This is a genomic window from Bacillus sp. JS (genome assembly GCF_000259365.1).
In the GTDB taxonomy this organism is placed as follows: Bacteria; Bacillota; Bacilli; order Bacillales; family Bacillaceae; genus Bacillus; species Bacillus stercoris.
This window is the reverse complement of record NC_017743.1, coordinates 2,283,476-2,303,734: the sequence shown is the minus strand read 5'-3', so window position 1 is coordinate 2,303,734 and position 20,259 is coordinate 2,283,476. Positions and strand designations below refer to the sequence as shown.

25 protein-coding genes are annotated in these 20,259 nt (G+C 42.9%); 24 read left to right on the top strand and 1 reads right to left on the bottom strand.

Features of this window, described 5'->3' with window-relative positions; translation table 11 throughout:
- Window positions 1-86 precede the first annotated feature (86 nt).
- The 5 genes from MY9_RS11505 (at window position 87) to fni (ending at window position 4,157) form a co-directional block, all read left to right on the top strand.
- Window positions 87-740, top strand: coding sequence for a flagellar brake protein (locus MY9_RS11505; protein WP_014664428.1), 654 nt, complete (start codon window positions 87-89; stop codon window positions 738-740).
- A gap of 44 nt (window positions 741-784) precedes the next feature.
- Window positions 785-961: a YpfB family protein gene (locus MY9_RS11500; protein WP_014664427.1), complete on the top strand. Its 177-nt coding sequence runs from the start codon at window positions 785-787 to the stop codon at window positions 959-961.
- Window positions 962-1,039: 78 nt separating this feature from the next.
- Window positions 1,040-1,714: a (d)CMP kinase gene (gene cmk / locus MY9_RS11495; RefSeq protein ID WP_014664426.1), complete on the top strand. Its 675-nt coding sequence runs from the start codon at window positions 1,040-1,042 to the stop codon at window positions 1,712-1,714.
- A 232-nt stretch (window positions 1,715-1,946) separates the two neighbouring features.
- Entirely contained in the window at window positions 1,947-3,095 is a 1,149-nt protein-coding gene (rpsA, locus tag MY9_RS11490) for a 30S ribosomal protein S1 (RefSeq protein WP_014477197.1), read from the top strand.
- Between the two features lie 12 nt (window positions 3,096-3,107).
- Window positions 3,108-4,157, top strand: coding sequence for a type 2 isopentenyl-diphosphate Delta-isomerase (gene fni / locus MY9_RS11485; protein ID WP_014664425.1), 1,050 nt, complete (start codon window positions 3,108-3,110; stop codon window positions 4,155-4,157).
- Window positions 4,158-4,199: 42 nt separating this feature from the next.
- Here the strand turns inward: fni and MY9_RS11480 are convergent, their stop codons facing one another.
- Window positions 4,200-4,331 carry a YpzI family protein gene (locus MY9_RS11480; protein ID WP_003225499.1) on the bottom strand — a complete coding sequence of 44 codons (132 nt, stop codon included), beginning with the start codon at window positions 4,329-4,331 and terminating at the stop codon, window positions 4,200-4,202.
- An 80-nt stretch (window positions 4,332-4,411) separates the two neighbouring features.
- Between MY9_RS11480 and MY9_RS11475 the strand changes: the two genes are divergently transcribed.
- The 19 genes from MY9_RS11475 to aroH all read left to right on the top strand — a co-directional run bounded on the left by MY9_RS11475 (window position 4,412) and on the right by aroH (window position 20,133).
- Complete coding sequence (locus MY9_RS11475) at window positions 4,412-5,011, top strand: YphA family membrane protein (protein ID WP_014664424.1); 600 nt, start codon at window positions 4,412-4,414, stop codon at window positions 5,009-5,011.
- Window positions 5,008-5,901: a YIEGIA family protein gene (locus MY9_RS11470; protein ID WP_014664423.1), complete on the top strand. Its 894-nt coding sequence runs from the start codon at window positions 5,008-5,010 to the stop codon at window positions 5,899-5,901. The genes MY9_RS11475 and MY9_RS11470 overlap by 4 nt, the downstream gene beginning before the upstream one ends.
- The gene (locus MY9_RS11465; RefSeq protein WP_004398137.1) at window positions 5,898-6,092 is read left to right on the top strand and encodes a capping complex subunit for YIEGIA; all 195 of its coding nucleotides are present in this window, start codon (window positions 5,898-5,900) and stop codon (window positions 6,090-6,092) included. The genes MY9_RS11470 and MY9_RS11465 overlap by 4 nt, the downstream gene beginning before the upstream one ends.
- Window positions 6,093-6,245: 153 nt before the next feature.
- Complete coding sequence (gene der, locus MY9_RS11460; RefSeq protein WP_014664422.1) at window positions 6,246-7,556, top strand: ribosome biogenesis GTPase Der; 1,311 nt, start codon at window positions 6,246-6,248, stop codon at window positions 7,554-7,556.
- A 17-nt stretch (window positions 7,557-7,573) separates the two neighbouring features.
- Entirely contained in the window at window positions 7,574-8,611 is a 1,038-nt protein-coding gene (locus MY9_RS11455) for an NAD(P)H-dependent glycerol-3-phosphate dehydrogenase (RefSeq protein ID WP_014664421.1), read from the top strand.
- 337 nt (window positions 8,612-8,948) lie between these two features.
- Entirely contained in the window at window positions 8,949-9,152 is a 204-nt protein-coding gene (locus tag MY9_RS11450) for a DUF2768 domain-containing protein (protein ID WP_014664420.1), read from the top strand.
- A gap of 21 nt (window positions 9,153-9,173) precedes the next feature.
- Window positions 9,174-9,908 (top strand): hypothetical protein, encoded by a 735-nt coding sequence (locus MY9_RS11445; RefSeq protein ID WP_014664419.1) that lies wholly within the window; start codon window positions 9,174-9,176, stop codon window positions 9,906-9,908.
- Between the two features lie 182 nt (window positions 9,909-10,090).
- Entirely contained in the window at window positions 10,091-11,569 is a 1,479-nt protein-coding gene (gene spoIVA / locus MY9_RS11440; protein ID WP_014664418.1) for a stage IV sporulation protein A, read from the top strand.
- Window positions 11,570-11,943: 374 nt separating this feature from the next.
- Entirely contained in the window at window positions 11,944-12,222 is a 279-nt protein-coding gene (gene hbs, locus MY9_RS11435) for a non-specific DNA-binding protein Hbs (protein WP_003153447.1), read from the top strand.
- A 187-nt stretch (window positions 12,223-12,409) separates the two neighbouring features.
- Window positions 12,410-12,982 carry a GTP cyclohydrolase I FolE gene (folE, locus tag MY9_RS11430; RefSeq protein WP_003225516.1) on the top strand — a complete coding sequence of 191 codons (573 nt, stop codon included), beginning with the start codon at window positions 12,410-12,412 and terminating at the stop codon, window positions 12,980-12,982.
- Between the two features lie 21 nt (window positions 12,983-13,003).
- Entirely contained in the window at window positions 13,004-13,231 is a 228-nt protein-coding gene (mtrB, locus tag MY9_RS11425) for a trp RNA-binding attenuation protein MtrB (protein ID WP_003230576.1), read from the top strand.
- Between the two features lie 163 nt (window positions 13,232-13,394).
- Complete coding sequence (gene hepS, locus MY9_RS11420) at window positions 13,395-14,150, top strand: heptaprenyl diphosphate synthase component 1 (RefSeq protein WP_014664416.1); 756 nt, start codon at window positions 13,395-13,397, stop codon at window positions 14,148-14,150.
- Between the two features lie 6 nt (window positions 14,151-14,156).
- Window positions 14,157-14,858, top strand: a complete 702-nt coding sequence (gene menG, locus MY9_RS11415) for a demethylmenaquinone methyltransferase (RefSeq protein WP_014664415.1) — start codon at window positions 14,157-14,159, stop codon at window positions 14,856-14,858.
- 25 nt (window positions 14,859-14,883) lie between these two features.
- A complete protein-coding gene (hepT, locus tag MY9_RS11410) occupies window positions 14,884-15,846 on the top strand; it encodes a heptaprenyl diphosphate synthase component II (RefSeq protein WP_003246013.1) in 963 nt (320 codons plus the stop codon).
- A gap of 115 nt (window positions 15,847-15,961) precedes the next feature.
- Window positions 15,962-16,411 carry a nucleoside-diphosphate kinase gene (gene ndk / locus MY9_RS11405; protein WP_010886554.1) on the top strand — a complete coding sequence of 150 codons (450 nt, stop codon included), beginning with the start codon at window positions 15,962-15,964 and terminating at the stop codon, window positions 16,409-16,411.
- 236 nt (window positions 16,412-16,647) lie between these two features.
- The gene (cheR, locus tag MY9_RS11395) at window positions 16,648-17,418 is read left to right on the top strand and encodes a protein-glutamate O-methyltransferase CheR (protein ID WP_014664412.1); all 771 of its coding nucleotides are present in this window, start codon (window positions 16,648-16,650) and stop codon (window positions 17,416-17,418) included.
- Between the two features lie 74 nt (window positions 17,419-17,492).
- Entirely contained in the window at window positions 17,493-18,665 is a 1,173-nt protein-coding gene (gene aroC / locus MY9_RS11390) for a chorismate synthase (RefSeq protein ID WP_041521366.1), read from the top strand.
- A complete protein-coding gene (gene aroB / locus MY9_RS11385) occupies window positions 18,665-19,753 on the top strand; it encodes a 3-dehydroquinate synthase (protein ID WP_014664410.1) in 1,089 nt (362 codons plus the stop codon). Before aroC ends, aroB begins: the two co-directional genes overlap by 1 nt.
- Entirely contained in the window at window positions 19,750-20,133 is a 384-nt protein-coding gene (gene aroH / locus MY9_RS11380; RefSeq protein WP_014664409.1) for a chorismate mutase, read from the top strand. The genes aroB and aroH overlap by 4 nt, the downstream gene beginning before the upstream one ends.
- Window positions 20,134-20,259: the final 126 nt, after the last annotated feature.

The following is a 20,259-nucleotide window of genomic DNA, read 5'->3' as shown; positions in this document are numbered from 1 at the left end:
GAGGAAAGGACTAAATGTCTTTTCCTTTTTTTCATTACGTGCTTTAATAAAAACGTGAGTATAATGAATACGAAAGAGTGAAGTCAATGATAGAGATTGGAGAAAATGTACTTTTAGAATATATAGAAGAAAATGAATTGAAAAAGGCAAAAACTAAGGCGGTAAGCATCGAAAACAATGAGCTTTTGATCGCGTATCCGGTTGATGTAGTTACAGGGCGAACTGTGATTTTACATAATGATATGGAAGTAACGGTAGAGTTTGTGGGGAAAGACGAAGTTCCTTACCGCTTTACAAGCCGTATAAAAGGCAAAGTGAAGGACAAACTTCAAATGATCTGTCTTGAAGTGCCTCCCCGTGAAAAAATGAAAAGAATCCAGCGCCGTCAGTATGTAAGAACTGATGCGGTATTAGATGTGCAAATTCAGCCGGCAAATGAAGAAGAATTCCGCACACTATCCTATAACATTAGTGCAGGCGGCATCGCCGTGGTTTTAGCTGATGGACGTTCTTTTCAAGCCGGGGAATCATTGCGCCTGATCATCTGTCTTTCTGAAGAGGAGCACACACGTCAAATAGAAACAGAAGCGGTTGTCAGACGTCTCTTTGATGACCCAAAGTCAGGAAAACGCAAAATGACTTTAGAGTATTCAGAAATTGCAGCAAGTGACCAGCAGGCTCTGCTTCAATACTGCATTCGGCGCCAGTTAAAAAAGAGAAGAAAAGCCCGAATGGAATAAACATCGTCAAACACTTCCATACTATTAGTAATGGAGGTGCTCCAATGAAAACATTTGAACGGCTGCTGATCAAATTAGTGTTCATTCAGGCCGTCATTTTACTTGGTGTCCAATTTCTTTTTCACTATCAGCATATTGAACCATACGTATCAAAAGTGATTCAATATGAAGGGGTGGATAAAATGGCGGAAAACAATAGGATTGAAACGTTCAAACATTAATTATTCATCAATTTTTCACCCTTTTTCATAAAGTTCATGATACAATCCATAGAGGAGAAAAGAGCAAGGAGAGGAATTATGGAAAAGAAATTATCGATTGCAATCGACGGCCCGGCAGCTGCAGGGAAAAGCACTGTCGCCAAAATTGTGGCTGAGAAAAAATCGTACATATATATTGATACAGGAGCAATGTACCGGGCGATAACGTACGCGGCTTTACAAGAAAACGTTGAGCTGACAAATGAAGAAAAATTGGCTGAGCTATTAAAGCGGACTGACATTGAACTGATTACGACAAAAGAAGGACAAAAAGTGCTTGTAAACGGCACTGATGTAACTGAGGCGATCAGAACAGATGAAGTCAGCAACCAGGTTTCAATTGCGGCCAAGCATAGAAGTGTCAGAGAAGAAATGGTGAAACGCCAGCAGCAGCTTGGGGAAAAAGGTGGCGTTGTCATGGATGGTCGTGATATTGGAACTCACGTGCTGCCAAATGCAGAGGTGAAAATCTTTCTTTTGGCATCTGTTGAAGAGAGAGCGAAACGCCGTTATGAAGAAAATGTAAAAAAAGGCTTTGGTGTCAACTACGAAACTTTAATTGAGGAAATTGCAAGAAGAGACAAGCTTGATTCAGAGCGTGAGGTATCTCCACTGCGTAAAGCAGAAGACGCTCTTGAAATCGACACAACATCGCTTTCCATTCAAGAGGTAGCTGATAAAATCCTCGAGGCGGTGGAGCAAAAGTCCCGCTGAGGATGGCAAATGCCACTTTTTTTGAATTTTTCAACGAAGATAGAATGTTATTGCTTGACAAACCTGTCCTTTTATTAGAAGTTAATACTAATAAAACTTTTTATTGATCATTCAAAAAACTTTTTTGGATGATTCTTTAATACATATTCGGCTAAAAGCGGGCATGTTATATGTTCAGCTTTCAAACCGTTTTAATTAAGCTGTGTAGGTTTGGACCAAGGAGGTTATTCAAATGACAGAGGAAATGAATCAAATTGATGTTCAAGTGCCAGAGGTTGGAGATGTAGTTAAGGGGATTGTCACAAAGGTAGAGGACAAGCATGTAGATGTAGAAATTATCAATGTTAAACAATCCGGTATTATTCCAATCAGTGAATTATCAAGTCTTCATGTAGAGAAAGCATCGGATGTTGTTAAAGTAGACGACGAGCTTGACCTGAAAGTAACAAAAGTGGAAGACGATGCTTTGATTTTATCTAAACGTGCTGTTGATGCAGACCGCGCTTGGGAAGACCTTGAGAAAAAATTTGAAACAAAAGAAGTGTTTGAAGCTGAAGTGAAAGATGTCGTGAAAGGCGGCCTTGTCGTTGATATCGGCGTTCGCGGTTTTATTCCGGCATCGCTTGTTGAAGCACATTTCGTTGAAGATTTCACTGACTATAAAGGAAAAACACTGTCTCTGCTCGTTGTAGAGCTTGACCGTGATAAAAACCGCGTGATCCTTTCACACCGTGCCGTTGTTGAAAGTGAACAAGCGAATAAAAAACAGGAACTTCTTCAGTCTCTTGAAGTTGGAAGTGTACTTGATGGTAAAGTGCAGCGCCTGACTGACTTTGGCGCGTTTGTAGATATCGGCGGCATCGACGGACTTGTGCACATTTCACAACTTTCTCACTCACATGTAGAGAAACCGTCTGACGTTGTTGAAGAGGGACAAGAAGTAAAAGTGAAAGTGCTATCGGTTGACCGCGATAATGAACGTATTTCATTATCAATCAAAGATACACTGCCTGGACCTTGGAGCCAAATCGGCGAAAAAGTGAAGCCTGGCGATGTGCTTGAAGGAACTGTACAGCGTCTTGTAAGCTTCGGTGCCTTTGTTGAAATCCTTCCAGGTGTTGAAGGTCTCGTTCATATTTCTCAAATTTCCAATAAACACATCGGCACGCCGCATGAAGTCCTTGAAGAAGGACAGACTGTAAAAGTGAAGGTTCTTGATGTGAATGAAAATGAGGAGCGCATTTCATTAAGCATGCGTGAACTTGAAGAAACGCCTAAAGCTGATCAGGAAGATTACCGTCAATATCAAGCGAAGGAAGAAACAAGCACTGGCTTCCAGCTTGGAGATCTGATCGGAGATAAGCTGAATAAACTAAAATAACTGGTGATAAACGTGACTCGAGCAGAACGAAAAAGACAACACATCAATCATGCCTTGTCCACCGGCCAAAAGCGGGAAACAGGTCTTGATGATATTACGTTTGTTCACGTCAGTCTGCCCAATCTTGCATTAGAACAAGTAGATATTTCCACAAAAATCGGCGAACTTTCAAGCAGTTCGCCGATTTTTATCAATGCAATGACTGGCGGCGGCGGAAAACTTACATATGAGATTAATAAATCGCTTGCGCGAGCGGCTTCTCAGGCTGGAATTCCTCTTGCTGTGGGATCGCAAATGTCAGCATTAAAAGATCCATCAGAGCGTCTTTCCTATGAAATTGTTCGAAAGGAAAACCCAAACGGGCTGATTTTTGCCAACCTGGGAAGCGAGGCAACGGCTGATCAGGCAAAGGAAGCAGTTGAGATGATTGGAGCAAACGCACTGCAGATCCACCTCAACGTGATTCAGGAAATTGTGATGCCTGAAGGAGACAGAAGCTTTAGTGGAGCACTGGAACGTATTGAACAAATTTGCAGTCATGTCAGTGTACCAGTCATTGTGAAAGAAGTCGGATTCGGTATGAGCAAAGAATCAGCAGGGAAGCTGTATGAAGCTGGTGCTGCAGCTGTTGACATTGGCGGTTATGGGGGGACGAATTTCTCCAAAATTGAAAATCTCCGAAGGCAGCGGCAAATCACCTTTTTTAATTCGTGGGGCATTTCAACAGCTGCAAGTTTGGCGGAAATCCGCTCTGAGTTTCCCGCAAGCACCATGATCGCCTCTGGCGGCCTGCAGGATGCACTTGACGTGGCAAAGGCAATTGCGCTGGGAGCCTCTTGTACCGGAATGGCAGGGCATTTTTTAAAAGCGCTGACTGACAGTGGCGAGGAAGGACTGCTTGAGGAGATTCAGCTGATTCTTGAGGAATTAAAGATGATTATGACCGTGCTGGGCGCCAGTACGATTGCCGATTTACAAAAGGCCCCTCTTGTGATCAAAGGTGAAACCCATCATTGGCTCACAGAAAGAGGGGTCAATACATCAAGCTATAGTGTGCGATAAATGATAAAAGCCCAAAACCATATGTGGTTTGGGCTTTTCGTATTATGATTTTCGTTTTTTGAATCTTCCGTTTTGTTCAAGGCTTGTCGCTCCGTCATAGTGAATGGACTGGTCGCGGTCTGATTCGACTCTTCCTGAAGCTTTGAGTTTTTTTTCCTGTCTGTCTTTTCCCATGATCATACTCCTTAATTGTGAGAGAGTTTGTTTAAAAAATGCGCTTGGACTCCATACTGGAAATATGGAGGAAGTGTAAAATGGAACAATTTTATTACTATTGGTCAATGTGGTTTCTGTGGGTTCTGACAACATTTATTATCGAAAAGACAAAAAGACGATTTGCCGTCTCTGTCTTTATTTTAACTAATATTATTCTTAGCATACATGACATCGCTTTATATTTTTCCCTTAATGCTGCATATATGATGTTTTTCGTTTGCGGGTGTGTCTATGCCGGGTATTTGGGAATGTATCGTTTCCGTTACATTCTAGTCTGTCTGACGCTTGTTGCCGCGTATGCGTTTGTTTATCTTTTTGCATTATATGACCCGGTTTGGTTCATCATAAAACCTGAGTGGGCTGCCGTTATATTAATAGTGCTTTTGACAGCTTCTGTTGAAAGGGATTTTGAGAAGCAGCTTGCCTTATTTGTCCTCGGAATGTGCCAAGGGGAACTGGTGTATTCATTTGTGATTCAGAAGTTGGCCGGGGCTTTGGCTGTCGGCGGCTTTCAATGGCTGAATGCGTGTTCTGCGGGGATGATATTGCTGTTTGGCATATCTAAATACGAACAGCTCGCAAGCCAGATTGGTCAGAAAAGCAAAAGATCAAACAAAGGAGCTACCAAAATGTCATGAGTGATTACATCTATCCGATTATTGCGGGGGTCATCGCCGGTATTGCAACAAGGCTTTATATGCTGAAAACGGATTATCGTCAGTATCCGACCTATATTCATGGGAAAGTGATTCATATCGCTCTGGGGATGATAGCGGCTGGTTTAGGTGCAATTATTATGCCGGCGCTTTTGCAGCAGGAATTTACGGCCATCACATTTTTAACGTTGGCAGCGACGCAATTTAGAGATGTTCGAAACATGGAGCGGAACACATTGACGCAAATGGATTCGTATGAACTTGTCTCGAGGGGAAGCACATATATTGAGGGGATTGCTATTGCGTTTGAAAGCAGAAATTATATTGTGATCTTTACAGCACTTTTGACAACTTCCGCGTATGTGTTTTTATCCATCTGGGCTGCAGTCATAGCGGCTGTCGTTTGTTTCTTACTGGCCATGAAATTTATGTCTGGTAGTGTGTTAAAGGATATTGTAGACATCGAGTACATAAAGCCGCGCTTTGACGGTCCGGGCTTGTTTGTTGATAATATTTATATGATGAATATCGGGCTTCCAGAGAAACAGGAGCTGATTTTAAAGCATGGCATGGGCTTTATTTTAACGCCAAAAAACTTTAATTCAGCAGCGACGATAGCCAATTTAGGGCAGCGTCAGGCGATTTTATTTGATGTTTCCAATGTGCTCGGGGTTTATCGAGATTCAGGAGAGCCGTCTCTGACCCCAATTGCAAAACGGGATTTAAATGACGGGAGAGTGGCAGTTTTTGTTCTGCCGCAAATTCACCACCCCGAAACGGCAGTACAGATTATCAGCAATGTTCCAACCCTGGAAAATGCGATTAGAATGCCGACAGAGTTTATCAAGAATCAGGATAAGGTGATAGGATGAGTGAATCTCTCACGAAAGTGATTTTGTCTGTGATTACGACAAATCGAAACCGGGCTGCGGGGGGAGCGCCTGTCTTTTTTTGCAATGACCAAAAGGAGATGGAGCTTTTCGCTAAAAATCTTGAGGCAATCCTTGATGGAATAGCGCATAGAATCGGAGATGACGTGTATTTGATCGTGAAACATTTTTAAGAATAGTTGTGATCCCGGTAAAAACTGATATAATAAATGAGTTAAGCCCTTCCTCTGAAGGGTTTCTTTTCATAAAAGTGAATGAAATGATTTTAATAACCGGTTGAAAATTTATGTAAAAATGAAAGCGGCTGGATCGAAAGGAAGGGTACTATGGGTAAACCTGTCGTAGCCATTGTCGGGAGACCAAATGTAGGAAAATCCACAATCTTTAACCGGATTGCGGGAGAAAGAATTTCAATAGTAGAAGATACCCCTGGCGTGACAAGGGATCGGATATACAGCTCGGCTGAATGGCTGAATTATGATTTTAATTTGATTGATACGGGCGGTATTGATATCGGTGATGAGCCGTTCTTAGCTCAAATTCGCCAGCAGGCTGAAATCGCCATGGATGAAGCGGACGTGATCGTTTTTATGGTGAACGGCCGTGAAGGCGTGACAGCTGCTGATGAAGAAGTAGCGAAAATTTTGTACCGCACAAAAAAGCCTGTTGTTTTAGCGGTTAATAAACTGGATAACACAGAAATGAGAGCGAATATTTATGATTTTTATTCGCTAGGCTTTGGCGAGCCATATCCAATTTCGGGAACACACGGACTCGGACTGGGTGATTTACTGGATGCCGTTGCAGAGCATTTTAAAAACATTCCAGAAACGAAATACAATGAGGAAGTTGTTCAATTCTGTTTGATCGGACGTCCGAATGTCGGAAAGTCCTCACTTGTGAACGCCATGCTCGGCGAAGAACGCGTTATTGTCAGCAACGTGGCTGGAACGACAAGAGATGCTGTTGATACGTCATTTACTTACAACCAGCAGGAGTTTGTCATTGTCGATACTGCAGGTATGCGAAAAAAAGGGAAAGTCTATGAAACGACTGAGAAGTATAGTGTACTGCGGGCGCTGAAAGCGATTGACCGCTCAGAAGTCGTGGCGGTTGTGCTTGATGGCGAAGAAGGCATTATTGAACAGGACAAGCGTATCGCCGGTTATGCACACGAAGCGGGCAAGGCCGTCGTAATCGTCGTAAACAAATGGGATGCCGTTGACAAAGATGAGAGCACGATGAAGGAATTTGAAGAAAATATTCGCGATCATTTTCAATTTCTGGATTATGCGCCAATCCTATTTATGTCTGCCTTAACGAAAAAACGGATCCATACGCTGATGCCTGCGATTATCAAAGCAAGTGAAAATCATTCACTTCGAGTTCAAACGAACGTCTTAAATGATGTCATCATGGATGCTGTGGCAATGAATCCGACACCGACTCATAACGGTTCGCGTTTGAAAATTTACTATGCGACCCAAGTGTCGGTGAAGCCGCCAAGCTTCGTTGTGTTTGTAAATGATCCGGAATTGATGCATTTTTCATACGAACGGTTTTTAGAAAACCGAATCAGAGACGCGTTCGGTTTTGAGGGGACACCAATCAAAATATTTGCAAGAGCTAGAAAATAAAAAGGTGTGAAGCAAATATGAAAAAAGTCACAATGCTCGGAGCGGGAAGCTGGGGGACAGCACTGGCTTTAGTGTTGGCTGATAATCATCACGAGGTAACCATGTGGGGACACCGTGCAGATCTGATCCATCAAATCAATGATCAGCATGAAAACAAAGATTATTTGCCGAACGTCAAGCTTCCAGAATCAATAGTGGCAACTACGGATATGAAGATGGCTGTGTCAGACGCAGATGTCATTATCGTTGCGGTTCCCACAAAAGCGATTCGGGAAGTGCTGGGGCAGGCTGTCCCTTTGATAACGAAAAAGGCAGTCTTTGTCCATGTCAGCAAGGGGATAGAGCCGGATTCACTCCTGCGCATTTCTGAAATTATGGAAGTAGAGCTTCCGAGTGATGTCAGAAAAGATATCGTTGTCCTTTCCGGTCCGAGTCATGCGGAAGAAGTAGGGCTGCGGCACCCTACAACTGTTACTGCATCTTCAAAAAGCATGAAAGCAGCGGAAGAGGTGCAGGATTTATTTATTAATCATAATTTTCGGGTGTACACAAATCCTGATGTTATCGGAGTTGAAATTGGAGGGGCTTTAAAAAATATTATCGCCCTTGCTGCAGGAATTACAGACGGTTTAGGGTACGGTGACAACGCCAAAGCTGCCTTGATTACACGCGGACTTGCCGAAATCGCGAGACTCGGAACGAAAATGGGCGGAAATCCCTTGACGTTTTCTGGATTGACAGGAGTAGGCGATCTAATTGTGACGTGCACAAGTGTTCATTCCAGAAACTGGCGTGCGGGCAATTTGCTCGGAAAAGGGTACAAGCTTGAAGACGTTCTTGAAGAGATGGGAATGGTAGTCGAAGGCGTCCGCACGACGAAAGCGGCTTACCAGCTTTCGAAGAAATATGATGTCAAAATGCCGATTACAGAGGCGCTCCATCAGGTTCTATTCAACGGACAAAAAGTGGAAACCGCTGTTGAATCTTTAATGGCGAGAGGGAAAACCCACGAGATGGAGGATTTAGTAAATACGTTTGAAAATCAAGTGAAGTAAAAGTGTCAATCGTATAATGAATCGCATATCTTAATTGAACGAAAGCCCGAAAAACAGAAGAATACCCAAGTCTTGGGATCTCCTGAAACATTTTGCCGATTTAGGCAATAGAGGATGCATCTGTATGCCAAGTCGCATACTATAGCATCGAAGTCCAAGAGAGTGTTTCTTAAACGTGCAGGTGAATATAGTCAAGTTGACTGAAGCGAAGGTCCCCCTCTTTGCTTCAGTTTTTTTGTTCTATCAAAGGATGGAAAATCTGGTTGATCTTTTCCGGTGCTGTATATTAAAATAAAATATAACGCTTACATCATACATATCGGGGAGGCGCACGTCATTGAATCTGGCATTGATGAAAATGTGGTTTGCTCTAGGGTCCATGGGTTTGATGTTTCTGGCTGTCGCTTCCATCTATTTCAGTCGCTTTAAGTGCCAAAACCGTTTTTTGAAGATTACGATTTCATCATTCGCATACATGTGTATGCTCATATCTGGAATTATTGTGTTTGTCGTGGTTTTTAGCGGCCCTGTCAATGAATAAAGCTGTAAAAGGAAGTGCTGTATGGGTAAACTGAAGTGCGCTATCATTTTTGCGGCAGTCGTGTTTTTATCCGGTTGTTTGTATCCGAATGAACGGAAAAGCAGTGTGCATGCCATTCCTTATCAAGACCAGCTGCAGCAGGTTCAGTCTGCTGTTAATGAATTTCAAAAGGCAAATGGAGGGCTGCTTCCGATTCAAACCAAAGATATGTCGACACCGCTATATCAAAAATATCCGATAGACTTTAAACGGTTAGCGCCAAGATACATAGCTGAACCTCCGAGTACGGCATATGAAAGCGGGGGAGACTATCAATACGTGCTTGTTGACGTAGAGAACGATCCGACTGTTAAATTAATTGATCTGAAGGTGGCTGAAAAAATTCGCGATGTGAAATTGCGTATCCAAATGTACCGTCAGGAGCATCAATATCCGCCTTACAAGGATGTGCTATCACATGATTTATTTACACTCGATGAGAAGAAGCTGGGGGATGGAAGCTCTCTTACAGTGACAAGCCCAATCTCAGGGGATTCCTTGCCGCTTATGATTGATGGAGACGGAGAAATATATGCCGATTACCGGACTGAGCTGGCTTCTTATCTCAAAAAAAGCAAAAAAACGTTTAAACCCGGGACTGAAATCCAGGATATAATTTGGCAAGAAACCCCCTTTGTCCCTGCGTTTTCTGTGAAATATACGGTAAATGACAAGCAGGAACCTGTTTTTTTAGAAAATGATATGAAAAAGGAATGAACCTTTCTCCCTTGCATACAAATAGGGAGAAAGGTTTTTTTATACTTTAATAGATTGAGGATGAGAAATTTTCTAAAGATGTCATATTCAAATAGGACAACGTCATACACATATAGTGTCCTGTGTTTGATTGAAAGAGCTTAATAAAATTGATAAGGATAGGAAGTCCGGGAGGGGATCACTTGGAAAAGGTCGATATTTTCAAGGATATCGCTGAACGAACAGGAGGCGATATATACTTAGGAGTCGTAGGTGCTGTCCGTACAGGAAAATCCACGTTTATTAAAAAATTTATGGAGCTTGTGGTGCTCCCGAATATCAGTAACGAAGCAGACCGGGCCCGAGCGCAGGATGAACTGCCGCAAAGCGCAGCCGGCAAAACAATTATGACTACAGAGCCTAAATTTGTTCCGAATCAGGCGATGTCTGTTCATGTGTCAGACGGACTCGATGTGAATATAAGATTAGTAGATTGTGTAGGTTACACAGTGCCCGGCGCTAAAGGGTATGAAGATGAAAACGGGCCGCGGATGATCAACACGCCTTGGTACGAAGAACCGATCCCATTTCATGAGGCTGCTGAAATCGGCACACGAAAAGTCATTCAAGAACACTCGACCATAGGAGTTGTCATTACGACAGACGGCACCATTGGGGATATCGCCAGAAGTGACTATATAGAGGCTGAAGAAAGAGTCATTGAAGAGCTGAAAGAGGTTGGCAAACCCTTTATTATGGTCATCAACTCAGTCAGGCCGTATCACCCGGAAACGGAGGCTATGCGCCAGGATTTAAGCGAAAAATATGATATCCCGGTATTGGCAATGAGTGTAGAGAGTATGCGGGAATCAGATGTACTGAGTGTGCTCAGAGAGGCCCTCTACGAGTTTCCGGTGCTTGAAGTGAATGTCAATCTCCCAAGCTGGGTAATGGTGCTGAAAGAAAACCATTGGCTGCGTGAAAGCTATCAGGAGTCCGTGAAGGAAACGGTTAAGGATATTAAACGGCTCCGGGACGTAGACAGGGTTGTCGGCCAATTTAGCGAGTTTGAGTTCATTGAAAGTGCCGGCTTAGCCGGAATTGAGCTGGGCCAAGGGGTGGCAGAAATTGATTTGTACGCGCCTGATCATCTATATGATCAAATCCTAAAAGAAGTTGTGGGCGTTGAAATCAGAGGAAGAGACCATCTGCTTGAGCTCATGCAAGACTTCGCCCATGCGAAAACAGAATATGATCAAGTGTCTGAGGCCTTAAAAATGGTCAAACAGACGGGATACGGCATCGCAGCGCCTGCTTTAGCTGATATGAGTCTTGATGAGCCGGAAATTATAAGACAGGGCTCGCGATTCGGTGTGAGGCTGAAAGCTGTCGCTCCGTCGATCCATATGATCAAAGTCGACGTCGAAAGCGAATTCGCCCCGATTATTGGAACGGAAAAACAAAGTGAAGAGCTTGTACGTTATTTAATGCAGGACTTTGAGGATGATCCGCTCTCCATTTGGAATTCCGATATATTCGGAAGGTCACTGAGCTCAATTGTGAGAGAAGGGATTCAGGCGAAGCTGTCACTCATGCCTGAAAACGCACGGTATAAATTAAAAGAAACGTTAGAAAGAATCATAAACGAAGGCTCTGGCGGCTTAATCGCCATTATCCTGTAATACCGGTAGACCTCTTTATAGAATGGGAGGTCTTTTTTCTTTGCTCTTAATAATGGAAAAGGATCAAGGAATAGGATGAAAAAAGTAAAAAAAGGAATATTTGTTCGATAAATCACGTTAAATCCTTGACGAGCAAGGGATTGACGCTTTAAAATGCTTGATATGGCTTTTTATATGTGTTACTCTACATACAGAAATTCTTCACTTTGTTGGACAAACATTCCTCAGAGTGCAGTTTTTCTTAAAAAGCCGTTTAATTGTCTTTCTCTTGCCTGCTCTTATTTTTTTCTGAGACAGGTTTAGAATCAGACTGAACTGTGAAGAAATGATAATAAACGAACTGAATGTATTCCTTTTGGGAGGAGGTGAAAGGCATGAACAAAACAGAACTTATCAATGCGGTTGCAGAAGCAAGCGAATTGTCTAAAAAAGACGCTACAAAAGCAGTTGACTCTGTTTTTGATACGATCTTAGATGCACTTAAAAACGGTGATAAAATCCAACTGATCGGTTTTGGTAACTTCGAGGTGCGTGAACGTTCTGCACGTAAAGGACGCAACCCTCAAACAGGTGAAGAAATCGAAATTCCTGCAAGCAAAGTACCTGCTTTCAAACCAGGTAAAGCGCTTAAAGACGCAGTTGCCGGAAAATAATTGTGAATATAGATCGTGTATGCATCTAGCTTACATACACTTTATTTCTTCACAGAAAAGCCCCTTTCTAAGGGGCTTTTCATATTTCAAGAGCATGGGCTTCCTGACAGGGCATTCACTTTGCTTTTAGCGGGGCATGTGTGCTAGAATCGAAATTAAATGTATTCATTGGTGGAGGACATAGAACATGAAAGAAGTTAATAAAGAGCAAATCGAACAAGCTGTTCGTCAAATTTTAGAAGCGATCGGAGAAGACCCGAATAGAGAAGGGCTTCTTGATACTCCGAAAAGAGTCGCAAAGATGTATGCCGAAGTATTCTCCGGCTTGAATGAAGATCCAAAAGAACATTTCCAGACTATCTTCGGTGAAAACCATGAGGAGCTTGTTCTTGTAAAAGATATCGCGTTTCATTCTATGTGTGAGCATCACCTGGTTCCCTTTTATGGAAAAGCACATGTTGCATATATACCGCGAGGCGGAAAGGTCACAGGACTCAGCAAGCTGGCACGTGCCGTTGAAGCCGTTGCAAAGCGTCCGCAGCTTCAGGAACGCATCACTTCGACAATCGCGGAAAGCATCGTAGAAACGCTTGACCCGCATGGCGTAATGGTTGTGGTTGAAGCAGAACACATGTGCATGACGATGCGCGGTGTAAGAAAACCGGGTGCAAAAACTGTCACTTCAGCAGTCAGAGGCGTTTTTAAAGATGATGCCGCTGCCCGTGCAGAAGTACTGGAGCATATTAAACGTCAGGACTAATAAAGATAGAGGGTGCTATAAATGAATCAAAAGCATTCAAGTGATTTTGTCGTCATTAAAGCGGTTGAGGATGGAGTAAACGTGATCGGCCTGACAAGAGGAACAGACACAAAGTTTCACCATTCCGAAAAACTCGACAAGGGAGAAGTGATCATCGCTCAGTTTACAGAGCATACTTCTGCCATCAAAGTCAGAGGAGAGGCACTGATTCAAACCGCGTACGGAGAAATGAAAAGCGAAAAAAAATAAGCTGGCTGTCCCCGCTGTTAAAAGCAAATGCTCGCAAACAGCGGGAGGATACAGCCAATTTCTTTTTTTTATGCTATAATGATATCTGCGTAAGCGAATGAAAAGATAAGACTCTTACATAGATTAAGAAATAAATGTGAATTTGGGGACAAGGGTGATATTTTTGCAAGACATCTACGGAACTTTAGCCAATTTGAACACAAAATTAAAACAAAAGCTGTCTCATCCTTATTTAGCGAAGCATATTTCTGCGCCGAAAATTGATGAGGATAAGCTTCTTCTTTTTCATGCTTTATTTGAAGAAGCAGACATAAAAAACAACGACAGAGAAAATTATATTGTAACAGCGATGCTTGTACAAAGCGCCCTTGATACCCATGATGAAGTGACGACAGCTAGAGTCATAAAACGAGACGAAAACAAAAACCGCCAATTGACTGTTCTCGCGGGCGATTATTTCAGCGGGCTGTACTACTCTTTACTATCTGAAATGAAGGATATTTACATGATTCGGACGCTTGCTACAGCTATCAAAGAAATCAATGAACATAAAATTCGCCTATATGACCGTTCTTTCAAGGACGAAAACGATTTTTTCGAAAGTGTCGGCATCGTTGAATCAGCTTTATTCCATCGTGTGGCAGAACACTTCAACCTTCCGCGCTGGAAAAAGCTGTCGAGTGATTTTTTTGTATTTAAGCGGCTTATGAACGGGAATGATACATTTCTGGACGTGATCGGCAGTTTTATACAGCTTGGAAAAACAAAAGAAGAGATATTAGAAGATTGTTTTAAAAAAGCGAAAAACAGCGTTGAGTCACTTTTGCCTCTAAATTCTCCTATTCAGAACATTTTATTAAACCGTCTGAAGACAATCAGCCAAGATCAAACCTATCATCAGAAAGTGGAAGAAGGGTAAACCATTATGCAGGACTCAAAAGAACAGCGCGTACACGGAGTATTTGAAAAAATATATAAAAACTATGACCAAATGAACTCTGTCATCAGTTTTCAGCAGCATAAAAAATGGCGCGATAAAACGATGCGCATCATGGATGTAAAAGAAGGCGCCAAAGCACTCGATGTATGCTGCGGAACGGCTGACTGGACGATCGCTCTTGCGAAAGCGGCCGGCAAAAGCGGCGAGATCAAGGGCTTGGATTTCAGTGAAAATATGCTGAGTGTCGGCCAGCAGAAAGTAAAAGACGGCGGATTCAGCCAAATCGAACTGCTGCATGGAAATGCGATGGAGCTTCCTTTTGATGATGATACATTTGATTATGTCACCATTGGCTTCGGGCTCCGCAACGTCCCTGATTACTTGACTGTATTGAAAGAGATGAGACGTGTAGTGAAGCCGGGCGGCCAGGTTGTATGTCTGGAAACGTCTCAACCGGAAATGTTCGGATTCAGACAGGCTTACTTTATGTACTTTAAGTACATTATGCCGTTTTTCGGAAAACTGTTTGCGAAGAGCTATAAAGAATATTCTTGGCTTCAAGAATCAGCCAGAGATTTCCCTGGAATGAAGGAACTGGCAGGCCTGTTTGAAGAGGCGGGCCTGAAAAATGTTAAATATCATTCGTTTACTGGCGGAGTCGCTGCCACGCATATCGGATGGAAATGAAAACACAGATGTTTGGGTGAATGATATGAAATTTAAAATGGCCTACTCTTTTTTAAATGACGATATTGATGTAATCGAAAGAGAACTTGAACAAACCGTACGTTCCGATTATCCGCTTTTAAGCGAGGCGGGGCTTCACCTGCTGCAGGCCGGAGGGAAACGTATTCGGCCTGTTTTCGTACTGCTTTCAGGCATGTTTGGCGATTACGATATTAATAAGATTAAATATGTGGCTGTCACTCTGGAAATGATTCACATGGCATCTCTGGTTCATGATGATGTCATTGATGATGCGGAGCTTCGCCGAGGGAAACCGACAATCAAAGCAAAGTGGGACAATCGTATTGCGATGTACACAGGCGATTATATGCTTGCGGGATCTCTTGAAATGATGACGAGAATTAACGAACCGAAAGCCCATAGGATTTTGTCGCAGACGATCGTTGAAGTTTGTCTAGGAGAAATCGAGCAGATCAAAGACAAATACAACATGGAACAAAACCTCAGAACATATCTCCGCCGTATTAAAAGAAAAACGGCTCTCTTGATCGCGGTCAGCTGCCAGCTCGGTGCCATTGCGTCTGGCGCTGATGAGAAGATTCATAAGGCACTGTACTGGTTTGGATATTACGTCGGTATGTCTTACCAAATTATTGATGATATTCTTGATTTCACTTCAACTGAAGAAGAGCTGGGCAAACCTGTTGGAGGAGATTTACTTCAAGGGAACGTCACATTGCCAGTGCTGTATGCCCTGAAAAATCCAGCATTAAAGAACCAGCTTAAATTGATTAACAGTGAGACAACGCAGGAACAGCTTGAACCAATCATTGAAGAAATCAAAAAAACGGATGCCATTGAAGCATCTATGGCAGTAAGCGAAATGTATTTGCAGAAAGCTTTCCAGAAATTAAATACGCTTCCCAGAGGCCGCGCGCGCTCGTCTCTTGCAGCCATCGCAAAATATATCGGTAAAAGAAAATTTTAATTTTTGTAGATATTAAGAAATTTCTCCGCCCCGGATTGATTAATTATCAGAAAGATGTTACGATTTCGGTGTGCAGTGTGAAAGCCTATACATACATAATGATGGGGTGGAGAATATGATGGAAAAGACTTTTATCATGGTGAAACCAGACGGTGTCCAACGTCAGCTCATTGGGGACATTTTATCTAGATTCGAACGTAAGGGCTTACAATTAGCTGGTGCCAAGTTAATGAGAGTGACTGAACAAATGGCTGAGAAACACTACGCCGAACATCAAGGGAAGCCTTTCTTCGGAGAGCTCGTTGAGTTTATTACTTCAGGACCTGTATTCGCAATGGTGTGGGAAGGCGAAAATGTCATTGAAGTGACGAGACAGCTGATCGGAAAGACAAATCCTAAAGAAGCTTTACCTGGTACGATTCGGGGAGATTATGGCATGTTTGTCGGGAAAAACATCATCCACGGCTCTGATTCTCTCGAAAGTGCAGAACGCGAGATTAACATTTTCTTTAAGAATGAAGAATTAGTGTCATATCAGCAGCTTATGGCAGGCTGGATCTATTAATCATTGTGAAAATATGTAACAGAGCCGGCATTATTGAACGCCGCCGGTTTTTGAACTGTTTTGTAAAGGTTTACATTAAAGTGAATAAAGGGTTCAATGGCAGTGCGCATCAGACCTCTGCCTTTCCCAACGATCTAAAATCAGCTGAAAAGCTGATTTTTTTATTGAATTAATACAATTTCCTGATAAAACAAGCTATACTAGGACAAAAAGACAGCGAGACTGGGAGAGTAGAGATGGATACATACAGCGTTTTTACAACGAAATGGAAACAATTAACCGGAGTCGATTTGACACTATATAAAGAGTCACAAATGAAGAGAAGGCTAACATCACTTTATGAGAAAAAGGGGTTCCAAAGCTTTAAGGAATTTGCGGCGGCATTGGAAAAAGATCCCGCTCTCTTAAATGAAACATTGGACAGAATGACGATCAATGTTTCAGAATTTTATCGTAATTATAAAAGATGGGAAGTTCTTGAGACTGCAATTCTGCCGTTAATCAAGACCTCTAGACCTTTAAAGATTTGGAGTGCCGCCTGTTCAACAGGTGAGGAGCCATACACGCTTGCCATGCTTTTGGACCAGCAAAAAGGTCTTCCGGGCTATCAGATTTTGGCAACGGATATTGATGAAAAAGCATTGGAAAAAGCGAAAAAAGGCGTTTATCAGGAGCGGTCTTTACAGGAAGTGCCGTTATCAGTGAAGGATCGTTATTTTACTCAAAACACAAATGGAAGTTATGAAGTAAAACCGGGAATCAAAAAGAATATTACATTCAAAAAGCACAATCTGCTGGCGGATCGTTATGAACAAGACTTTGACTTAATCGTGTGCCGCAATGTATTTATTTACTTTACAGAAAGCGCGAAGGAAGAGCTTTATTTAAAAATGGCAAATAGCTTGAAAAAGAATGGAGTTCTTTTTGTCGGCAGCACCGAGCAAATCTTCAACCCTGAGAAATTCGGCCTGGCTCCAGCCGATACATTCTTTTATCAAAAAAGATAGACTGACTTTTTGCTGAAAAATATGTTATAGTAGTCTTACTTAAAAGCGTTAATGCGATGAAGGGAGAAGAAGTCATGAGATATTTAACAGCCGGAGAATCACACGGCCCCCAACTGACAACCATTATTGAAGGTGTGCCTGCCGGGCTTTACATAACGGAGGAAGATATCAATTTTGAGCTTGCCAGACGCCAAAAAGGCCACGGCCGCGGCCGTCGCATGCAGATCGAAAAAGACCAAGCCAAAATTATGAGTGGGGTGCGCCATGCACGTACACTCGGCTCACCAATTGCTCTCGTTGTTGAAAATAACGATTGGAAGCATTGGACAAAAATCATGGGTGCCGCTCCGATTACAGAAGATGAAGAGAAGGAAATGAAGCGCCAAATTTCCAGACCGAGACCTGGGCACGCTGACTTAAATGGCGCGATTAAATATAATCATCGTGATATGAGAAATGTGCTTGAGCGCTCTTCAGCAAGGGAAACAACTGTCAGAGTGGCGGCAGGGGCTGTTGCTAAAAAGATTCTTTCTGAGCTCGGCATTAAGGTGGCGGGCCACGTGTTGCAAATTGGCGCAGTTAAAGCTGAAAAAACAGCATATACGTCAATTGAAGACCTGCAGCGTGTAACGGAGGAGTCTCCTGTCAGATGCTACGATGAAGAGGCAGGAAAAAAAATGATGGATGCCATTGATGAAGCGAAGGCAAACGGAGATTCGATCGGCGGAATTGTGGAAGTCATTGTCGAGGGAATGCCAGTAGGTGTGGGCAGCTATGTCCATTATGACCGCAAACTGGACAGCAAGCTTGCTGCAGCTGTACTGTCAATTAACGCATTTAAAGGTGTTGAATTCGGGATCGGATTTGAGGCGGCAGGCCGAAATGGCAGTGAAGTCCATGACGAGATCATTTGGGACGAGGAAAAAGGCTACACCCGTGCCACCAACAGACTTGGAGGACTGGAAGGCGGTATGACAACAGGGATGCCGATTGTTGTCCGCGGAGTCATGAAGCCGATTCCGACTTTGTATAAACCGCTGAAAAGTGTCGATATTGAAACGAAAGAACCGTTTTCCGCCAGCATTGAACGTTCTGACAGCTGTGCTGTTCCTGCGGCAAGTGTAGTAGCTGAAGCGGCTGTCGCTTGGGAAATTGCGAACGCAGTCGTTGAACAATTCGGATTAGATCAAATCGACCGCATTAGAGAAAATGTGGAGAATATGAGAAAACTGTCGAGGGAATTTTAATGAAGACACTGCATGTTCAAACTGCTTCTTCGTCGTATCCTGTTTTTATCGGACAAGGCATCAGAAAAAAGGCTTGCGATCTATTAACCTCCTTAAACAGGCCTTTAACAAGGGTCATGCTTGTTACGGATGAAGAGGTGGACCGCCTGTATGGCGATGAAATGCTTCATTTGCTGCAAGAAAAGTGGCCTGTGAAAAAAGTGACGGTACCGAGTGGAGAGCAGGCGAAATCCATGGACATGTATACGAAATTGCAGAGTGAAGCGATTCGTTTTCATCTGGATCGCTCCTCTTGTATCATCGCATTCGGAGGCGGTGTTGTAGGGGATCTTGCCGGTTTTGTGGCTGCCACTTTTATGCGCGGCATTGATTTCATCCAAATGCCCACGACGCTCTTGGCGCATGACAGCGCAGTCGGAGGAAAAGTAGCCGTGAACCATCCGCTTGGAAAAAATCTAATCGGTGCGTTTTACCAGCCGAAAGCCGTGCTCTACGATACAGAGTTCCTGCGTTCTCTGCCTGAAAAAGAACTTCGGTCCGGAATGGCAGAAGTAATTAAACACGCATTTATCTACGACAGAGCGTTTCTGGAAGAGCTGCTGAATGTCCGCTCACTTCGTGATATCACTAATGATCAGCTGAATGACATGATTTTTAAAGGCATTTCAATTAAAGCGTCTGTCGTTCAGCAGGATGAAAAAGAAGAGGGGATAAGAGCTTACTTAAACTTTGGGCATACGCTCGGCCATGCCGTTGAGGCGGAATATGGCTACGGGCAAATCACTCACGGTGATGCAGTAGCCCTCGGAATGCAGTTTGCTTTATATATAAGCGAAAAGACTGCAGGCTGTGAAATGGACAGAAAACGTTTGGTCAGCTGGCTAAAACGTTTGGGTTATCCAACTCAAATCAGAAAAGAGACGGAAACTTCGGTTCTCTTGGACCGTATGATGAATGATAAGAAAACCCGAGGCGGGAAGAATCAGTTTATTGTGCTCAACGAATTAGGGAAAGTTGCTGATCACACATTTTCAAGAAATGAACTTGAGAGCTGGCTGAACAAATGGCGATTGGAGGAGACATCATGATGATTCGCGGAATTCGCGGAGCAACTACAGTTGAACGGGATACCGAAGAAGAAATTTTACAAAAAACAAAACAGCTGTTAGAGAAAATCATAGAAGAAAATCAAACAAAACCGGAAGATGTTGTTCAAATGCTTCTTTCGGCTACACCTGATTTGCACTCTGTTTTCCCGGCAAAAGCTGTTCGCGAACTTTCAGGATGGCAGTATGTACCGGTAACATGTATGCAGGAAATGGACGTAACAGGCGGTCTGAAAAAGTGCATAAGAGTCATGATGACGGTCCAGACAGATGTCCCTCAGGATCAGATCAGACATGTATATTTAGAAAAAGCCGTCGTATTGAGGCCCGATTTATCATTGACAAAAAATACTGAATTGTAATACGATAAGAACAGCTTAGAAATACACAAGAGTGTGTATAAAGCGATTAGAATGAGTTGAGTTAGAGAATAGGGTAGCAGAGAATGAGTTTAGTTGAGCTGAGACATGCATGTTTATTCTACCCAA